Raw genomic sequence first — 17,766 nt, forward strand, 5'->3', positions numbered from 1 at the left:
TCGTATAGAAATACGAAATTCAGCCTTTTTATTTTTGGAGTATATAAATGAGTGTCGAGAAAAAACACTTTGCCTAATGGGTTCCATGGCTATGTCGAAGAATTAAAATGAGCTTATATATGATGATAATATCAAAACCGAGAGATTTATATCCTTTCATTTTTTTTATCAAATCATGAAAACTTTAATTGTACTATATGTACTATTTTAAACATACCATCCCTAGTTTCTTGACTAAGTTGGAAGTTTTCAAGATTAATTACTAATTGGTTAGATGAATTGTTATTTTAGTATTTGGCATAGCTGTAACAATGTTTTTTACAACAATCACACCATTTCCTAGTAACATTCCAACAACTAATAATACATATATGGATTTTTGATAAAGTTACCCCCAGCAGTCTATTATTCTAGAATCGCTCCTAAAAATCAATAGTTAATTGGTATTTTACTATTTTCACTTCATCACCATAACATATATTTGTCACATATATTTAGATTAGAAAATTGGCGCAGAAAAAGAGATAGCTTTGCCATCTCTTTTTCTGTTTCAACTTCCTATTATCAAGCCATACGGCTTTTCGTCAGTCTTCTTTCTTTGACATCTAATCAGTCTATAGACTGATTAGATGTTTTTATATCAACTTGTATATCACTTCTAAACAAAAATAAGCATCTTTTCTTTTGTCTATTACATTTTTTCTGGTGCAGATACTCCTACGATTGCTAATGCATTTTGAAGTGTAGTGCGTACTGCTTTCATTAATTCGTAACGAGCTTTACTTAATTCTAAGTTATCTTGGTTTAATACTTTTTCTGCATTGTAGAAACTGTGTAACGCTGCTGCTAATTCAAATGCATAGCTTGTAATGCGGTGTGGCAGACGTTTTTGCGCTGCATCCGCAACTACAGCTGGGAATTCACCAAGTTTTTTCAGTAACTCTACTTCTTTTTCAGAAGTAACAAGTTTGTAATTTACATCTCCGCCTGTAGCTAATCCTAACTCTTCACCTTGACGAAGAATACTGCATACACGAGCATGTGCATATTGTGCATAGTATACTGGGTTTTCATTAGATTTTGATACAGCTAAGTCCATATCGAAGTCTAAATGAGAATCACCGCTACGCATTGCGAAGAAGTATCGCATTGCGTCCACGCCTACTTCTTCCATAAGCTCACGAAGTGTAACTGCTTTACCTGTACGCTTACTCATTTTCATTTTTTCACCATTTTGGTACAGCTGTACCATTTGGATAATTTCTACTTCAAGTGTTTCTTTATCGTAACCTAGCGCTTGAATAGCAGCTTTCATACGAGGAATGTAACCGTGGTGGTCAGCACCCCAAATGTTGATTAGCTTATCGAAACCACGCTCTAATTTATCACGGTGGTAAGCGATATCTGGCGTTAAGTATGTATAAGAACCGTCATTTTTAATTAATACACGGTTTTTGTCGTCACCGTAAGTCATTGAACGGAACCAAGTTGCTCCGCCTTCTTCAAAGATTTCGTCACGCTCTTTTAATACAGCAAGAGCTTGATCAATTTTTCCGTTTTTGTATAATGATGTTTCTGAGAACCACACATCGAAGTTAACACGGAAGCTTCCTAAGTCTTTTTGAAGTTTTGCTAACTCATATTTCAAACCGTATGAACGATAGAATTCATAGCTTTCTTCTGCATCAGCTTTTGCATAACGATCACCAAATTCTTCAGCTAAACGTTTACCGATTCCAATGATATCCGCACCATGGTAACCGTCTTCTGGCATTTCTTTCTCTAAACCTAAAGCTTGCATGTAACGAGCTTCAACAGAAAGAGCTAAGTTATGAATTTGGTTACCAGCATCATTAATGTAGTACTCACGAGATACATCATATCCTGCTTTTGCTAATACGTTACATAAAGTGTCACCTACTGCCGCACCACGTGCATGTCCTAAGTGAAGGTCGCCTGTTGGATTCGCAGATACGAACTCAATTTGTACTTTTTCACCTTTACCAGTTTTCGTTTCACCGTATGCTTCACCAGCGTTGACGATTGTTGGGATTAAGTCTGTTAAGTAGCTATTATCCATGTAGAAGTTAATGAAACCAGGACCAGCGATTTCAATTTTTTCAATAGAAGCTTTTGCTTTATCGAAGTTTGCAACTAATTCTTCTGCAATCATACGAGGTGCTTTTTTCGCAACGCGTGCAAGTTGCATTGCCATATTTGTAGAGAAGTCACCATTTGTTTTGTCTTTTGGAGATTCTAATACAACGTTTGGAATCTGTTCTTCTGTTGCTAATTCAGCCTTTAATACAGCGGCTTGAATTTCTTCTTTAATCAATCCTTTTACTTGTTCTAAAGAATTCATTATTTTGCCTCCTTCAAATTAATTGTAATTGTATATCTGCCAGCTTCTTGTTCACTTAGAAGCAATGCGTACGTTAAGAAGAGTTGTCCTTTTTTCTTTTCATCCGACCATTTAAAAAGAACGTTATCAGTTTTCGTTTGCAATGCAAACGTACCAAGTTCACTCGTATACGTACCAGTTGTCCATTCACCTTTCACATGCGTCTGACGCATAGAAATAGCACCTGAACGCATAATGAGAACTTGTTCATCTTGAATTTTAATAATTGTTTTCACTTCGCCTTGTTCGTTCGGCTCTTGGAATGTTATATATGTACCTTGACCTTTTACATAGTATTGACCATTTGCTTCAAAAGCAACGGTTTCCTTCCTCGCCCCTTCACGGATTTCTGTTACGAAATGAACGTGTACCGGCAAGCCTGCAAGTTGTTTCTTCACGTCTTGCACACCTTTCAAATGTTATAGATATTAAATACTACTTATAATAAATCACTTTTCCTATCATATCAAAAAAAGACTCTGTCTGTCTGCTGAAAAATCAGGAAAACTCCTTTTCAAAAAATAATTCACCTTCACTTTATTTCATATGTTAAAATTTTTTTAAATCTAAATATTCTTTCATTTAAAGGGGTGAATTTGGTGCTACCAACAAAATTAAAAAAAGGTGATGAAATAAGAGTTATTTCACCATCTTGTAGTTTAAGTATTGTCTCAAATGCGAACCGAGAGCTTGCTACAGAAAGATTGAACGATATGGGTTTTCAAGTTACATTCTCAAAAAATGCTGAAGAAATAGATCGCTTTTCTTCATCCTCTATTTCTTCACGAGTTCAAGATCTTCATGAAGCATTTAGAGACCCTAATGTAAAAGCAATTTTGACGACGCTTGGAGGATACAACTCTAACGGTTTATTAAAATACCTCGATTATAATTTAATTCATGAAAATCCGAAAATTTTCTGCGGTTATTCTGATATTACCGCTTTAACTAACGCGATTTATGCTAAAACAGGCTTAGTTACATATTCAGGTCCTCACTTCTCTTCATTTGGGATGGAGAAAGGCCTCGATTATACGACCGATTACTTTTTAAAAAGCTTAACTTCTAATGAGCCTATTGAAATATTGCCGGCTGAAACATGGAGCGATGATTCTTGGTATATTGATCAGGGAAATCGAGAATTTATTAAAAATGAAGGATATGTTTCAATTCAAGAAGGAGAAGCTACAGGAGATATTATTGGTGGTAATATGAGCACATTTAATTTACTACAAGGTACACCATATATGCCTATCTTACAGGACAAAATTTTATTTCTTGAAGAGGATAGTTTAACAGAAAAAGCTACCCTTAAAACTTTTGATCGATATTTACATTCTCTTATGCAGCAACCTGACTTTGAACATGTAAAAGGCATTGTCATAGGAAGAATGCAAAAAGGAGCAGAATGTACGATAGCAGACATTCAAGAAATGATTGCTTCAAAGGTAGAACTTAAACATATACCTATCATTGCAAATGCTAGTTTTGGACATACAACTCCTATTTTCACTTTTCCAATTGGCGGAAGAGCAAAAATCACTTCTAGCAAAGAAAATAAATCTATCACCATTTTAACGCACTAAAAAAAGGAGCGAACGATTCGCTCCTTTTATACTTTTTCTATTTTTTGCAATGCCTTTTGTGGAATTGACTCTTTCGGGACTTCAGCCCACCCTTTTCCTTGCATACCTTTTGCATAAATTTTTATAAAATCACCCGTGTGCAGTTCACGATTCACCATTCTTTTAATAACTTGTAGCTTTCCGTCTTCTGTATACCCTTTAAATGTATACAAATATTCATCGTCTTTTTTCTCACCTTTATCTATAACTGCATAATAATCTTGTATTTCTTTATTTGAAAAGAAGTTGTCTACAAAAGCGTGTACACCTTCTGTTTTTGTGTTTAAATAATATGCCGTTCCCCCTAAAATAATGGCGAACACAGCTAAAACTTTTATTACCAATTTCATAAATGCGCCTCCTGTTTCTACTTCTTTCTCACTAACCGTATGTCCATACCTGTATTATACGAAAAAATGCATACTATACTCTATCGAAATGTCTTACACTTCCCTTACATTATTGTAAGACTTTTTCACCTTACAGCAATTTCCGGGCAAAAAGTTTTTCCGTTTAACAAACTTTTATATTATTATTGAATGATACGAATTTTTATTACAAAAATCAAAGGAGACAGTTTTCAAATGGCTATCTTGCAAGGTTTAGCACTATTACTTGTTGTACTCTGTCTATTTACACTTTTTAGTTACCGTGCTCCTTACGGAATGAAAGCAATGGGTGCTTTAGCTAATGCAGCAATCGCGAGTTTTCTTATTGAGGCATTTCACCGTTATATCGGTGGAGAAATGTTTCATAATGACTTTTTACAATCAGTAGGAGAAGCTTCTGGTAGTATGAGCGGTGTCGCAGCGGCGATTTTAGTAGCATTAGCAATCGGTGTTTCACCCGTATACGCTGTTTTAATCGGTATAGCTACTAGTGGGTTTGGTATTTTACCAGGATTTTTCGCTGGATACGTTTGTGCCTTCGTCGTGAAATTTCTCGAAAAGAAATTACCAGCTGGTGTAGAATTTTTAGCAATTTTATTTATTGCCGCACCAATTTCACGTGGAATGGCCATGCTTATGGATCCGCTCGTTAACGCCACTCTCGGTAAAATCGGTTCTATGATTTCAGTTGCAACTACAGAAAGTCCTATCATTATGGGTATTATGCTTGGTGGATTAATCACAGTTATTTCTACATCTCCATTAAGTTCTATGGCACTAACTGCAATGCTTGGATTAACAGGTTTACCAATGGCAATTGGTAGTCTTGCCGTAGCAGCTTCTGCCCCAATGAACTTTATTTTCTTTAAACGACTAAAAATTTGTTCAAAGAAAGATACAATCGCTGTGGCAATCGAGCCGTTAACACAAGCCGATGTTGTCTCAGCAAACCCAATTCCTATCTATATGACGAACTTTGTTGGCGGTGCGCTTGCCGGTATTATTACGTCGCTATTCCAGCTCGTTAATAATGCACCAGGGACAGCATCACCAATTCCAGGACTTCTCGTATTGTTCGGATTTAATGATGTAATAAAAGTAACGATTGCTGCCGTATTATGTGGAATCGTTACCACTATTGTTGGATACGTCGGTTCCATTGTGTTCCGCAAATATCCAATCCGTTCTGCTGATGAAATTCGCGGCATTACTTCGGAAGAGAAAGTTGCATAAGAAAAAGAGTTATTCTCATCGTTTGAGAATAGCTCTTTTTTGATGTCGCTTGACGGCAAGTGAACTTATATCGAACGCAACTCCGCATATATCGATGCAAATTAAAATATATCAAACATAACTTTCATTATATCGACGTTTCGACAAAGGATATCGACTTACCGACACATAACGACAAAAGTAAAAGCCTCCTAGTCGTCTAGGAGGCTTTTACTTTATCTAGCTACAACGGCTAGAATCGCAGGCCATTTCACACTCTCGTTCGAAGCCAAAAGCGCTTCTCGGTCGAGCGTTCCAATGACCTGCGATTCTGAGCGAGCTGCCTACGCTTTTATTTAACCCAACCGAGCAGCATTTCCCGCACGAATTTGCTTGCTGCGATTGGTGTTTGATCACTATGATCGTAGACTGGAGCTACTTCTACTAAGTCTGCTCCGACTACTTTTATATTTGAATTTGCAATTGCTACGATGGACTCTAATAGTTCTTTAGATGTGATACCTCCAGCTTCTAATGTTCCTGTTCCAGGAGCGTGAGCTGGGTCTAATACGTCAATGTCAATTGTGACATAGACTGGGCGTCCTGCAAGTTTCGGTAATACTTCTTTTAACGGTTCTAATACGTCAAATTTATATAAGTTCATGCCTACTTCTTTTGCCCATTCGAATTCTTCCTTCATTCCAGAACGAATACCGAAAGAATATACGTTTTCCGGACCAATTAAATCGCACACTTTACGAATTGGTGTAGAGTGGGATAAAGGCTCTCCCTCATATGACTCACGTAAGTCAGTATGAGCATCCATATGGATGATTGCTAAATCCGGATATTTTTTTGCCATTGCCTTAAAAATTGGCCAAGACACTAAGTGCTCTCCGCCGAGACCTAGTGGAAACTTACCGGCATCTAATAGTTTTGCTACATATTCTTCAATCATGTCTATGCTGCGCTGTGGATTCCCAAATGGTAATGGAATATCACCCGCATCAAAATACTTTACTTCTTCTAGTTCACGATCTAGATATGGACTGTATTCTTCTAGTCCAATCGATACTTCACGAATACGTGCAGGGCCAAAACGAGATCCTGGACGGTAACTTACTGTCCAATCCATTGGCATCCCGTAAATAACTGCCTCTGACTCTTCAAAACTTGGATGACTTTTAATAAATACTTTACCTGAATAAGCTTCATCAAAACGCATATTCTTTTCCTCCTCATGTGGAACTTAAGGTATCCCAACCTTTCACTATTTCTCAAATTTGGAGCATACAGCTCCTCTTTCTCGATTTACCGGGGTCTTCTTTACAGAAGTGTAAGTAGCTAGCATGTTCAAGTCTTCTGGACAAACACCTTAAATGAACTACTTACACTTTATTTGTTCAAACTCGATTTTCTTACTTAATTAAATCGCCAACAAATTTCGGTAATGCAAATGCTGCATTGTGTAATTCTTTTGTGTAATATTTTGTTTCGATTTCATGGAAACGCTCTTCGCTTACTTCTAATGGATCATGTTTTTTCGATCCGATTGTGAACGTCCAAAGTCCACTTGGATACGTCGGAATATTTGCTGTGTATAGACGAGTAATTGGGAAAATCTCTTTTACGTCTTTAAACACAGTTGTAATTAGTTCTGGTGTAAACCAAGGGTTGTCCGTTTGGGCAACGAAAATACCATCTTCTTTTAACGCTTTTGAAATTCCAGCGTAGAAGCCTTTTGTAAATAAGTTTACTGCTGGGCCTACTGGCTCAGTAGAATCTACCATAATTACGTCATATTCGTTTTCGCTTTCTGCGATGTGTAGGAAACCGTCTCCTACTTTCACTTCTACACGCTCATTATCTAATGCACCTGCAATTGATGGTAAGTACTGCTTAGAGTACTCAATTACTTTTCCATCAATTTCAACAAGAGTTGCTTTCTTCACGCTTGGGTGTTTTAACACTTCACGAATAACGCCACCATCACCACCGCCAACAACTAATACGTTTTCAGGGTTTGGATGTGTAAATAAAGGTACGTGCGCTACCATTTCATGATAAACGAACTCGTCCTTTTCTGTCGTCATAACCATGCCGTCTAAAATAAGCATGTTTCCGAACTCTTCCGTTTCAACCATATCAAGTTTTTGGAATTCTGTTTGCTCCGTATGTAATGTGCGGTTAATACGCGCCGTAATTCCAAAATGCTTTGTTTGTTTTTCAGTGAACCATAGTTCCATCGTACAATCACGCCTTTCAATGCAAATTTATAATAGGGACATCATTAATGTCCCCTAACAAAAATAAAACAAAACATACAAAAAGTATAGTTAAAAGTACAAAAATACCGAAAATATATTTTAGTCAGAGGGTTCTAACATATATGCGAAAAGGGTTTGCTCTGTAATAGGAAAGAAAACCCTTTCTTAAGAAAGGGTTTTTGTCTCTATTTCTACCGGTTTACGAATCGGAATTAAGATTATTACGCAACCAACTAACACAACAATTCCACCGACTAAAAACGGACTTTGTGGTGAAACTGTATGACCGATGACTCCTGATAAAATTGGAGCAATCGCGCCTCCTAACCAACGAACGAAGTTATAAACACCTGATGTAACAGATCTTTCATAAGGTGAAATATCCATTACATAACTTGTAAATAACGCGTTATTTAATCCTGATGCTAATCCTGATAGAACGATTAACACGATTTGTAACCACATGATTTTAACGAAGAATAGTGCAATTAAGAAAATCGCAAATACGAGTAAACTACCTTTCAACAATGTTTTTGGTTCATATTTACCTTCTAGCTTATGCGCTAAAATTGCTGATCCGTAAGCTAATGCTAATCCCCATCCACAAAATACAAATCCTAATTGAATAGCAGATAAATGCATAATCAGTGGTGAATATGCTAACACAACGAAAAATCCGTAGTAGTATAACATCCCTGAAATGGCACCTTGCATAAACGGTTTATACTTCACCAGGTTAAGTAATTCACCTACGCCTGCTGCTTTACGCTTCACTCTTCGCTCTGGTTCTTTTACAAAAAAGAATACTAAAATAAATGCTAAGAAAATTAAAATACTCGTTGCGAAAAATGGATAACGCCAAGAATGTCCACCTAATATACCACCTAATAATGGGCCACCTGCCATCCCTAAACCGATAGCTGCTTCATATAATCCTACTGCTTCATGAACTTCTTTACTTAATGCAATTAATAATGTCATCGCCGTTGCGAAGAACATCGCATTTCCTAATCCCCAGCCTGCACGGAAAAGAGATAATTGAGCAATCGTTTGCGATATACCACATATAAATGCAAATACAGTCACAATCGCAAGACCAATCGTCATCATTCGTTTGTCACCAAATCTTGATGCAAATATTCCAGCTGGTAACATCATAATTGCCATCGTTAAAATATATGCTGTAAATAACATCTCGACTTGCCAATGCGATGCACCAATTTGTTCAGCAATACTTGGTAAAATTGGGTCGACTACCCCTATACCTGAAAAGGCAAGGAAGGTAGCCACCACTGTAATCAATCTCCCTAATTTTTGTTTGCTCTCCATTTTGATTACTCTCCTTTTGTATTCTCTAAAAATGTAACTGCTCGGCTTAAACTATCTTCTAACTCCGCCTTCACGCGCTGCATTTGCTCCATCTTCTCGTCTAACGTTTGCACTTGTTTTTCAAGCATCTCTTTAATCTCATGAATAACTTCACGGTCACGAGGATTTTCACTATTTCTTCTTTGTTCCATTCTTTCTTTTAACGATAAGAAATGTTGCATTTCTTGAAGCGTAATTCCTAGCACTTCTTTCGCTTCCACAATCTTTTTAATTCTTGCAATATCCTCATCTGTATACAGACGAATATTCCCCTCACTGCGTTCTGGGGGATGAATTAAACCAATTTCCTCATAATAACGAAGTGTACGCTTTGTTAAACCAACTTGCTTTGTTACTTCATCAATTTTATACATGTTTATTCCTCCCTTCACTTGATTATTACATTTTACGTTAACGTTAACTTTTATGCAACTGTTAGACTTTTGTAAATGTTTGTCCTATTCAATTGTATTTTTCCCAAGGCAGTTTCATAATGAAGAAAAAGAGATGATAAGGAGATTTTCACATGAATAAACCACTTATTTTCGCTCATCGCGGGGTAAAAGGAACACACCCAGAAAATACGATGATTGCCTTCCAAGAGGCTGAACGCATTGGTGCTCACGGAATTGAACTCGATGTTCATCTATCAAAAGATGGTGAACTAGTTGTTATTCATGACGAAACAGTGGACCGTACAACAAATGGCGTGGGACTCGTTTCTGAGAAGACTGTAGAGGAATTACAAGTTTTAGATGCTGGTAGCCATAAAGATCCTTCTTTCCAGGAGGCGAAAATTCCAACGTTACGAGAAGTATTTATTTGGCTCTCTACAACAAGTTTACAACTGAACATTGAATTAAAAACAGATGTTCTTCATTATCCAAATATTGAAGAAAAAGTTGTTGCTCTTGTTCGTGAATATCATCTATCCAATCAAATTGCATTTTCATCATTTAACCACGATTCCGTTTCATTATTAGCAGAAATTGCTCCAGAAATTCCAAGAGCGATTTTGTACGATACACCACTTGCAGATCCTATTGCTGAAGCAAAAAAACGTGGGGCAACTGGATTACATCCAAACTTTCAATTATTAACGAAAGAGTTTGTCCAATTAGCACAGGGGCAGGGATACGTTTTTCGCCCTTACACCATTAATGAATATAAAGATTTACAAACTATGATTGATTATGGCGTAGATGTTATTATTACTGATTGGCCAGCGCGTGCTTTTGAGCTCCTTTCTTAAATGAAGGGGCTCTTTTTATTTTGGAAATTTCATTGTTTAAAATAAACGAAAACCCTCAATACTAATACAATAATGCTTGTATTAATGAGGGGCTGAAAAAGATGGATCAAACTATGAATCCAAAACTTAAAAAATATAAACGTCTTTTCTTCACCGTAATGTTTTCTTGTGTTCTTTTTTTCGTTTTTTCCTTTTTTATTATCATTATAGCTGCAAAAATTATGGGACCTCCCCCTATTGCGGTTCCGCAAACGAGTGTCTTTTACGCTAATGATGACACTGTTATAGGACAAAATAATGAAATGCAAAAACGCTATAATGTATCTCTTGATGAAATTTCTCCTTATGTAAAAGGGGCGACACTATCTATTGAAGATCAACGATTTTACAAACATCACGGCTTTGATATGAAGCGCATTGCTGGTGCCATTGTTGCCGATTTAAAAGCAATGGCAAAAGTACAAGGTGCTAGTACTATTACACAACAGTATGCTCGTAACCTATACTTAGACCATGATAAAACGTGGAAGCGTAAACTATTAGAAGCAATGTATACCGTTCGTCTTGAAGTGAACTATAATAAAAATCATATTTTAGAAGGGTATTTAAATACAATTTATTACGGGCATGGTGCTTACGGAATCGAAGCTGCTTCCCGCCTGTATTTCGATAAAACTGCAAAAGAATTAACATTAGCAGAAGCTAGTATGCTCGCAGGCATTCCGAAAGGACCTAGCTTCTACTCTCCCTTTTTAAAAGAAGAGCGCGCTAAAGGGCGTCAATCTCTCATACTAGATGAAATGGTAGAACAAGGTTATATTACAAAACAACAAGCTACCTCGGCAAAAAAGGAAACACTTACTTTTGCCTCATTGGATACGAAAAAAGTCACAGAAATTGCACCTTATTTCCAAGATGCCGTACAAGCTTCTCTTCTTCGTGACATCGGATTAGATGAGCAAGCCTTACAGCGAGGTGGCTTACGTATTTATACAACGCTAGACCCTAAATTACAATCTGTAGCAGAGCAAGCTGTAAAAAATCATATACCTGAAACAACAAACATCCAAACTGCCCTCGTCTCTATGAATCCAAAAACGGGTGAAGTGGCTGCCCTTGTTGGTGGAACTGATTATAATACGAGTCAATTTAACAGAGCTACGCAAGCCGCTCGTCAGCCCGGCTCTACCTTTAAGCCGTTCCTATATTATGCAGCCTTAGAAAGAGGATTTACCCCTGCTACGCGCTTAAAAAGCGAATACACTGTATTCACTTTAGGTGACGGTGTTTCCAAATATAAACCGAAAAACTATAAAAACTATTATGCAGACGATTTTGTGACCATGGCACAAGCACTCGCCGTTTCTGATAACGTATATGCTGTGAAGACGAACCTATTTTTAGGCGAAGACATTCTTACAAAAACAGCGAAACAATTCGGTATTAATAGCGCATTAAAAGATGTTCCGTCTCTTGCTCTTGGCACATCTCCTGTAAAACCAATTGAAATGGTCAATGCTTATAGCATGTTTGCAAACGGCGGGAAAGAAGTAAAACCAATCTTTATAAGGCGCATCGTTGATCATGAAGGAAATATGCTATACGACGCTCATTTAGAAAGTAAACAAGTTCTAGATAAAAGCAAAGCCTTTGTGATGGAAGAAATGATGACAGGTATGTTTAATAAAAAACTAAGCAGTTATGCCGCTGTGACCGGTCAATCGATGTTATCAAAACTATCAAGAACATATGCCGGGAAATCTGGTTCTACAGAAACTGATAGTTGGATGATTGGATTTACCCCGCAACTTGTAACAGGGGTTTGGATTGGATACGATCAACCTAAATCCATTTCAAACGTAGCAGAACAAGGATACGCGAAAAAAATATGGACCGATACAATGGAAAAAGGATTAGATGGACAGCCTAAAAAAGATTTCAAACAACCAACAGACGTTGTTGCTGTCGACGTTAACCCTGAAAACGGTAAGATTGCTACAAAAAATTGTCCCATTTCTGTGAAAATGTATTTCGCAAAAGGTACAGAGCCAACTGAATATTGTATGGATCACGTTGATGATAAAGAAGAGTTTGAAAAGGTTAGTGAAGAGAAGAAAAAGACGGGTTGGTGGAAGAAATATCTCCCGTGGTAAGAAAGAAGGTTATTGTCATTCTTTTTCGGTAAATCGATATTCCTTGTTGAATCGTTGATATATTTTCATATCCCATATTCCTATTCACAAAATAAAAAGGATGTCTCACTAGTCAAAAATCGACTAATGAGACATCCTTTTCTTTTATTCACCTAATAATGCACGGCGCAATTCTTCACTAGATTCGTTCCAAATTGCTTCATTATGCTCTTTTAAGAATGTACCAAGTACTTTTTTAGATGATTCATCCATATGATCGATCATGATGTGACGCTTTAGTGATTTATCCATTTTGTTTACATGCTCTGGAAGTGATTTATATCCGCGGCGAATTTCACGATCAACTGTCATTTCACAAGCAGTTACACCTGCGTAATATGCACCGTTTGGTGTTCTTTCAATCGTTACCCAAACAAGCCAAAATGGTTTTCCGTTTGGAACTTCATCTTTATTTGTTAAAAATTTAATACCTTTTTCTACTGTACTACGCGCATGCATCGCACCGATATCAACGAACGCAGTTTTCTCTAATACATCAACAAATACAGGAGAAATATTTTCTAGGCTTAATGCCCCAACACCAAAACCACCATGTCCATCTGTTGAGTCATTCTTCACGATATTAAAACCGATTTTTTTCTTTTTCTCTGTCATATGTAAATTCCTCCTCGCTTAATAATTATAGGAGCCCGAAAATAGGCGCAATGATACTTTGTAAAAACACTAATACATATGGAATAACAACATTGAAAATAGGTTGAATTGTGTAATTGCTAAGCGGTGTAATAACAAGAATTAATAACGCAATTGCTCCATACTTTTCATACTGTGTCATTTTCGCACGAATATTTGCTGGTGCTAAATCTTCCACAACGCGATAACCATCAAGTGGCGGGATTGGTAATAAGTTAAATACAAGTAAAACAATATTAAGCATAATAAAAATCTGGAAGAATTGACCCAGCGTATCTGCTACTGCAGGTGGAATCGCATCTAACACACCAAACGTTATTAAGCTATACCAAATTATTAAACCAATTGCACTTAAAATTAAATTACTTATCGGTCCCGCAATAGAAACTAATATTCCCGCCAGACGCGGTCTTTTAAAGTTATACGGATTAACAGGTACTGGTCTTGCCCAACCGAATCCAAGAATTAGTACAGCAATCATACCGATAGGATCTAAATGAGCCATCGGTGATAACGTTAAACGTCCTTGCTTTTTCGCTGTATCGTCTCCAAATTTATATGCAACATACGCATGTGCAAATTCATGCACAGATAGCGCAATAATAATCGCCATTGCTACCAATGGAATTTGTTGCAACGGGTATCTAAATAACTGATCCATAATTCATCTCCTCTTCCATATGTCAAAAAAAGAAATTATTTGTTTTTCTGATTGTTCTTCCTCATAATCCGCTATAATAAGAGTGTAACTTACATAAAAGGAGCGATTGTACATGCCATACGTAACAGTGAAAATGCTAGAAGGACGCACAGAAGAACAAAAGAAAGCTCTTGCTGAGAAAGTAACAGCAGCAGTAAGCGAAACAACTGGTGCTCCTGAAGAAAACATCGTTGTTTTCATCGAAGAAATGTCTAAAAACCATTATGCAGTTGGCGGAAAACGCTTAAGCGACAAATAATTTCAAGTTTTTTCATAAGAAGCAGCTCTTAGCTGCTTCTTATTTCTTTCCTTCTAACAACTCGATAATTCTCTCTTTATATTTTCCTTTTCTTCCATCTTCATAGATTAAATCATGCGGATAGAATAGCTTTTGATCCGTTCGCTTCTTACCTGTAATCGCCTCAACAATATCCGATTCACGCGAAAGCTCTCTAAGTTCCCCGTTCGGCATAAGAAGTAAGATTGGCAGACGCTCTTCTTCTTCTCCTGCACGGTAAAAGTCATACGGTAAATCTGATGTTGAATCAACAACTAAATAATACTCTGGGTCTAGTCCAATCTTCTTAAATAAGCTACTTAGCTCCATCCAATTATCTAGACCGTGCTTATCTGTAAACTCTACATATTTAAATAGATTTCGATTCATAAAACGACGGCATAAGTCACTTAAAATCGGATCTTCTTCGTCTTGCCATACTTGGAAGTAATAATACATTACGTTCTCGTCTAACTTTAAATAATCCTCTACTGTCACTTCTTCTTCAAATAAAGAATAGAAATGAACAGGATGATTTTTAAACGCATAATACTTCTCATGCAGTGCTTTAGCTCGGTGTAAAATCTTCGTTAAAATTACTTCTGCACTACGTGTTACCGGATGAAAATATACTTGCCAATACATTTGATAACGGCTCATAATATAATGCTCTACAGCATGCATACCACTATTTTTAATGACAACTTGATTACCGTACGGGCGCATGACACGCAGTATACGTTCCATATCAAAGTTCCCATACTTTACACCAGTAAAATATGCATCTCTTAATAAATAATCCATACGATCGGCATCAATTTGGCTCGAAATCATACTAATCGCTAATTTATTAGTAGATGTTTTCGCAATTACATCTGCTACCTTTTGCGGAAAATCCTTATCCACACGGCTTAACACACGATTAATTTCCGTATCACCAACGATAATCTTTTGCGTAAATTTCTCATGATCTAACGAAAATACTTTTTCAAACGAGTGAGAAAATGGGCCGTGACCGACATCATGAAGTAATGCCGCACATAAACATAACAATCTATCTTCAGCATTCCAATTTGGTCTGCCATCAAACACATCATCAATCATACGACGAATAATTTCATATACACCTAACGAATGAGTAAAGCGACTATGCTCTGCACCGTGAAATGTAAAAAATGTCGTTCCAAGCTGCTTAATACGGCGCAAGCGTTGAAATTCTTTCGTTCCGATTAAATCCCAAATAACACGATCACGCACGTGCACATATTTATGTACTGGGTCTTTAAACACTTTTGTTTCGCTGAGTTTGTCGTTTAAATATACCACCTTCCGACATCCCCCTTTCTTTACTGCATTCTTACTATATATTATAAACGATATAGGAAACAGAAAGAAATGAAAGACTGTATTAATTGCCTTTATATAAAAAGAAATCACTTTTACCGAAGTAAAAGTGATTTCTTTTTATATATTATTTTCCTAAAACAAACTCAGCAACTTCGTCTAAGATCATTTCTTTACCTAGTGGGAAGTATCCTTTGTTTAGGTCTTCATTGCTAATTGTAAATACGTGGTTGTTTTTAACAGCGTTCATGTTTTTCCAAATTGATTCTTCTTGGAATTCTTTTAGACGCTGAGAACCATCACCCGTTGTAAATACGAATAAGTAATCTGGGTTGTAATCGATTAAAGCTTCTTTTTGTACTTGTACTAGCGGTTTATCAGTTGGTGTACCTTTAACTGCTGGTAATTTTAAGTCATTAAAGATTACGCTACCGTAACCGTAGTCACCGTATACGCGGAATGCGTTTGGATATGCAGCCATTTTCATGAATGTTGCATCACCAGTTTTAGCGATGATTTTGTCATGTAATTTGCTTGCTTTTTCATCATACTTTTTGAACCATTCTTTTGTTTCTTTTTCTTTACCTAAGATTTGACCTACTTCTTCGAATTTTGGACGCCATTGGTCTAATGGAGTTTTTAACATAACTGTTGGTGCAATTTTAGATAATTGATCATAAATTTTTTCTTGACGATTGTTTACAATAATTAAGTCTGGTTTTGCAGCAGCTACTGCTTCGATGTTAATTTTATCTCCCCAAGCAGAACCAACTGGTTTTACACCTTCTAATTTCTTCGCAATATGTCCATCAATTTTTTCTTGTGTTGTATTTGCAGTAATAATCGGTTTCATACCGAAAATTAATAATTCTTCTGTTGAACCACTAAGGTCAGCAATTTTCTTTGGATTTGCAGGGATTTTAATTTCCCCTTTTGCGTGTTGTACAGTGCGCTCTTCAGTCTTCGCATCTGCTTTCTTTTCTTCTTCTTTGTTAGAACAAGCTGCAAATAGTACAGAAGTAACAACTAGTACCATTGCTAACAGTGCCATTTTAAAATTCTTCATATTCCCACTCCTTCTAGCTGTATTTCTCTTATAATTTGCATGTAACTATAAGAAACGAAAACAACATTTAATTAATATATTTTTATTAATTGTTGTTTATAGCCCGTTCTAACGGGCGTTCAACTTCCCATTCATAAGTAAGAAGCTCAACGTCCATTAGAACTCCCCCTCTTACCTCTTTAAGAGGGGGAAATTCTATTAATTATGCTTTTTTACGCAATTGATTATTAATCATCGCTAAATCGTATGTTAAACAAATTGGTTTACAGTTTACTGGACATGGAACGATTTGAGCTTCAATCTCAAATACGTTACGAAGCGTTTCACTTGTCATAACTTCATCTGGCGTTCCTTGTTTCATTAACTTCCCAGCTTTTAATGCAATCATATGATCTGAGAAACGAGAAGCATGATTTAAATCGTGAATAACCATAACAATCGTTCTGCCTTCTTCTTTGTTTAACTTCTTCAGTAAGTTTAATACTTCAAGTTGATGAGCCATATCTAAGTATGTTGTTGGTTCATCTAACACGAGTAAATCTGTTCCTTGTGCAAGAGCCATCGCAATCCATACACGTTGACGCTGACCACCTGATAAAGCTTCTGCTGGACGATTTGCGAATTCTGTCATCCCCGTCACTTCAAGTGCCCAATGAATGTAGCGATAATCCTCTTCTTTCAATGTTCCGAATCCTTTTTGATGAGGAAAACGTCCATATGAAACAAGTTCAAACACAGTAAGGCCTGTTGGCACTTCTGCAGTTTGTGGTAAAATCGCCATTTTCTTTGCGATTTCTTTCGTTGGCTGTTTCTCAATTGCTTTTCCATCAAGATAAACAGTACCTCGTTTTGCTTTCAAAATACGAGAAGCCGTTTTTAATAATGTAGATTTCCCACAACCATTTGGTCCAATAATCGTTGTAATTTGCCCTTCCGGAATTTCAACTGTTAATCCATCTATAATTAACCCTTCATTATAGCCAACAGATACCGCATCAACTGCTAAAGTTGCCATACAA

Annotated in this window: 17 protein-coding genes; 5 read left to right on the plus strand and 12 right to left on the minus strand. The window is 36.7% G+C overall.

Annotated features, from left to right (window positions below; genetic code table 11):
* Positions 1–691: 691 nt before the first annotated feature.
* Together argS and BWGOE10_RS26780 are read right to left on the minus strand one after the other, a co-directional pair.
* Complete coding sequence (argS, locus tag BWGOE10_RS26775) at positions 692–2,362, minus strand: arginine--tRNA ligase (RefSeq protein WP_070145618.1); 1,671 nt, start codon at positions 2,360–2,362, stop codon at positions 692–694.
* Positions 2,362–2,799: a DUF1934 domain-containing protein gene (locus BWGOE10_RS26780; protein ID WP_000744340.1), complete on the minus strand. Its 438-nt coding sequence runs from the start codon at positions 2,797–2,799 to the stop codon at positions 2,362–2,364. The genes argS and BWGOE10_RS26780 overlap by 1 nt, the downstream gene beginning before the upstream one ends.
* 201 nt (positions 2,800–3,000) lie before the next feature.
* Between BWGOE10_RS26780 and BWGOE10_RS26785 the strand changes: the two genes are divergently transcribed.
* Entirely contained in the window at positions 3,001–3,987 is a 987-nt protein-coding gene (locus BWGOE10_RS26785; RefSeq protein WP_070145619.1) for a S66 peptidase family protein, read from the plus strand.
* Positions 3,988–4,013: 26 nt separating this feature from the next.
* On the opposite strand, the gene BWGOE10_RS26790 is transcribed toward BWGOE10_RS26785, so the two are convergent.
* Complete coding sequence (locus BWGOE10_RS26790; RefSeq protein ID WP_070145620.1) at positions 4,014–4,376, minus strand: YxeA family protein; 363 nt, start codon at positions 4,374–4,376, stop codon at positions 4,014–4,016.
* A 234-nt stretch (positions 4,377–4,610) separates the two neighbouring features.
* On the opposite strand from BWGOE10_RS26790, the gene BWGOE10_RS26795 reads away from it, so the two are divergent.
* Positions 4,611–5,648 (plus strand): PTS sugar transporter subunit IIC, encoded by a 1,038-nt coding sequence (locus BWGOE10_RS26795; RefSeq protein ID WP_002034865.1) that lies wholly within the window; start codon positions 4,611–4,613, stop codon positions 5,646–5,648.
* Positions 5,649–5,979: 331 nt separating this feature from the next.
* Here the strand turns inward: BWGOE10_RS26795 and speB are convergent, their stop codons facing one another.
* The 4 genes from speB to BWGOE10_RS26815 form a co-directional block, all read right to left on the minus strand.
* Positions 5,980–6,852, minus strand: a complete 873-nt coding sequence (speB, locus tag BWGOE10_RS26800) for an agmatinase (protein WP_025147017.1) — start codon at positions 6,850–6,852, stop codon at positions 5,980–5,982.
* 193 nt (positions 6,853–7,045) lie between these two features.
* The gene (gene speE / locus BWGOE10_RS26805; protein WP_000424696.1) at positions 7,046–7,873 is read right to left on the minus strand and encodes a polyamine aminopropyltransferase; all 828 of its coding nucleotides are present in this window, start codon (positions 7,871–7,873) and stop codon (positions 7,046–7,048) included.
* A gap of 186 nt (positions 7,874–8,059) precedes the next feature.
* The gene (locus tag BWGOE10_RS26810) at positions 8,060–9,223 is read right to left on the minus strand and encodes an MFS transporter (protein WP_070145621.1); all 1,164 of its coding nucleotides are present in this window, start codon (positions 9,221–9,223) and stop codon (positions 8,060–8,062) included.
* 5 nt (positions 9,224–9,228) lie between these two features.
* Complete coding sequence (locus BWGOE10_RS26815; RefSeq protein ID WP_070145622.1) at positions 9,229–9,636, minus strand: MerR family transcriptional regulator; 408 nt, start codon at positions 9,634–9,636, stop codon at positions 9,229–9,231.
* Between the two features lie 152 nt (positions 9,637–9,788).
* Between BWGOE10_RS26815 and BWGOE10_RS26820 the strand changes: the two genes are divergently transcribed.
* Positions 9,789–10,514: a glycerophosphodiester phosphodiesterase gene (locus tag BWGOE10_RS26820; protein ID WP_070145624.1), complete on the plus strand. Its 726-nt coding sequence runs from the start codon at positions 9,789–9,791 to the stop codon at positions 10,512–10,514.
* Between the two features lie 101 nt (positions 10,515–10,615).
* Positions 10,616–12,667, plus strand: coding sequence for a transglycosylase domain-containing protein (locus tag BWGOE10_RS26825; protein WP_070145626.1), 2,052 nt, complete (start codon positions 10,616–10,618; stop codon positions 12,665–12,667).
* A 144-nt stretch (positions 12,668–12,811) separates the two neighbouring features.
* Here BWGOE10_RS26825 and BWGOE10_RS26830 read toward each other — a convergent pair whose 3' ends face one another.
* Together BWGOE10_RS26830 and BWGOE10_RS26835 are read right to left on the minus strand one after the other, a co-directional pair.
* On the minus strand, positions 12,812–13,321 hold the full coding sequence (locus BWGOE10_RS26830; protein WP_002113108.1) for a YwhD family protein: 510 nt from the start codon (positions 13,319–13,321) through the stop codon (positions 12,812–12,814).
* A 25-nt stretch (positions 13,322–13,346) separates the two neighbouring features.
* Positions 13,347–14,021, minus strand: a complete 675-nt coding sequence (locus tag BWGOE10_RS26835; protein WP_070145628.1) for a site-2 protease family protein — start codon at positions 14,019–14,021, stop codon at positions 13,347–13,349.
* Between the two features lie 112 nt (positions 14,022–14,133).
* Here BWGOE10_RS26835 and BWGOE10_RS26840 point away from each other — a divergent pair, with 112 nt between their 5' ends.
* Entirely contained in the window at positions 14,134–14,319 is a 186-nt protein-coding gene (locus BWGOE10_RS26840) for a 2-hydroxymuconate tautomerase (RefSeq protein ID WP_001147171.1), read from the plus strand.
* Positions 14,320–14,358: 39 nt separating this feature from the next.
* Here BWGOE10_RS26840 and BWGOE10_RS26845 read toward each other — a convergent pair whose 3' ends face one another.
* The 3 genes from BWGOE10_RS26845 to BWGOE10_RS26855 all read right to left on the minus strand — a co-directional run bounded on the left by BWGOE10_RS26845 (position 14,359) and on the right by BWGOE10_RS26855 (position 17,762).
* On the minus strand, positions 14,359–15,663 hold the full coding sequence (locus BWGOE10_RS26845) for an HD domain-containing protein (protein WP_070145630.1): 1,305 nt from the start codon (positions 15,661–15,663) through the stop codon (positions 14,359–14,361).
* A gap of 145 nt (positions 15,664–15,808) precedes the next feature.
* Positions 15,809–16,747 (minus strand): ABC transporter substrate-binding protein, encoded by a 939-nt coding sequence (locus tag BWGOE10_RS26850; protein WP_070145632.1) that lies wholly within the window; start codon positions 16,745–16,747, stop codon positions 15,809–15,811.
* Between the two features lie 202 nt (positions 16,748–16,949).
* Complete coding sequence (locus BWGOE10_RS26855) at positions 16,950–17,762, minus strand: ABC transporter ATP-binding protein (RefSeq protein ID WP_000212073.1); 813 nt, start codon at positions 17,760–17,762, stop codon at positions 16,950–16,952.
* Positions 17,763–17,766: the final 4 nt, after the last annotated feature.

It is taken from the genome of Bacillus mycoides, from assembly GCF_001757995.1.
Lineage (GTDB): Bacteria > Bacillota > Bacilli > Bacillales > Bacillaceae_G > Bacillus_A > Bacillus_A mycoides_B.

Coding starts and splice junctions, on each gene's coding strand:
- argS (WP_070145618.1), bottom strand. CDS start 2,362: ATGAATTCTTTAGAACAAGTAAAAGGATTGATTAAAGAAGAAATTCAA.
- BWGOE10_RS26790 (WP_070145620.1), bottom strand. CDS start 4,376: ATGAAATTGGTAATAAAAGTTTTAGCTGTGTTCGCCATTATTTTAGGG.
- BWGOE10_RS26795 (WP_002034865.1), top strand. CDS start 4,611: ATGGCTATCTTGCAAGGTTTAGCACTATTACTTGTTGTACTCTGTCTA.
- speB (WP_025147017.1), bottom strand. CDS start 6,852: ATGCGTTTTGATGAAGCTTATTCAGGTAAAGTATTTATTAAAAGTCAT.
- speE (WP_000424696.1), bottom strand. CDS start 7,873: ATGGAACTATGGTTCACTGAAAAACAAACAAAGCATTTTGGAATTACG.
- BWGOE10_RS26810 (WP_070145621.1), bottom strand. CDS start 9,223: ATGGAGAGCAAACAAAAATTAGGGAGATTGATTACAGTGGTGGCTACC.
- BWGOE10_RS26815 (WP_070145622.1), bottom strand. CDS start 9,636: ATGTATAAAATTGATGAAGTAACAAAGCAAGTTGGTTTAACAAAGCGT.
- BWGOE10_RS26820 (WP_070145624.1), top strand. CDS start 9,789: ATGAATAAACCACTTATTTTCGCTCATCGCGGGGTAAAAGGAACACAC.
- BWGOE10_RS26825 (WP_070145626.1), top strand. CDS start 10,616: ATGGATCAAACTATGAATCCAAAACTTAAAAAATATAAACGTCTTTTC.
- BWGOE10_RS26830 (WP_002113108.1), bottom strand. CDS start 13,321: ATGACAGAGAAAAAGAAAAAAATCGGTTTTAATATCGTGAAGAATGAC.
- BWGOE10_RS26835 (WP_070145628.1), bottom strand. CDS start 14,021: ATGGATCAGTTATTTAGATACCCGTTGCAACAAATTCCATTGGTAGCA.
- BWGOE10_RS26840 (WP_001147171.1), top strand. CDS start 14,134: ATGCCATACGTAACAGTGAAAATGCTAGAAGGACGCACAGAAGAACAA.
- BWGOE10_RS26850 (WP_070145632.1), bottom strand. CDS start 16,747: ATGAAGAATTTTAAAATGGCACTGTTAGCAATGGTACTAGTTGTTACT.
- BWGOE10_RS26855 (WP_000212073.1), bottom strand. CDS start 17,762: ATGGCAACTTTAGCAGTTGATGCGGTATCTGTTGGCTATAATGAAGGG.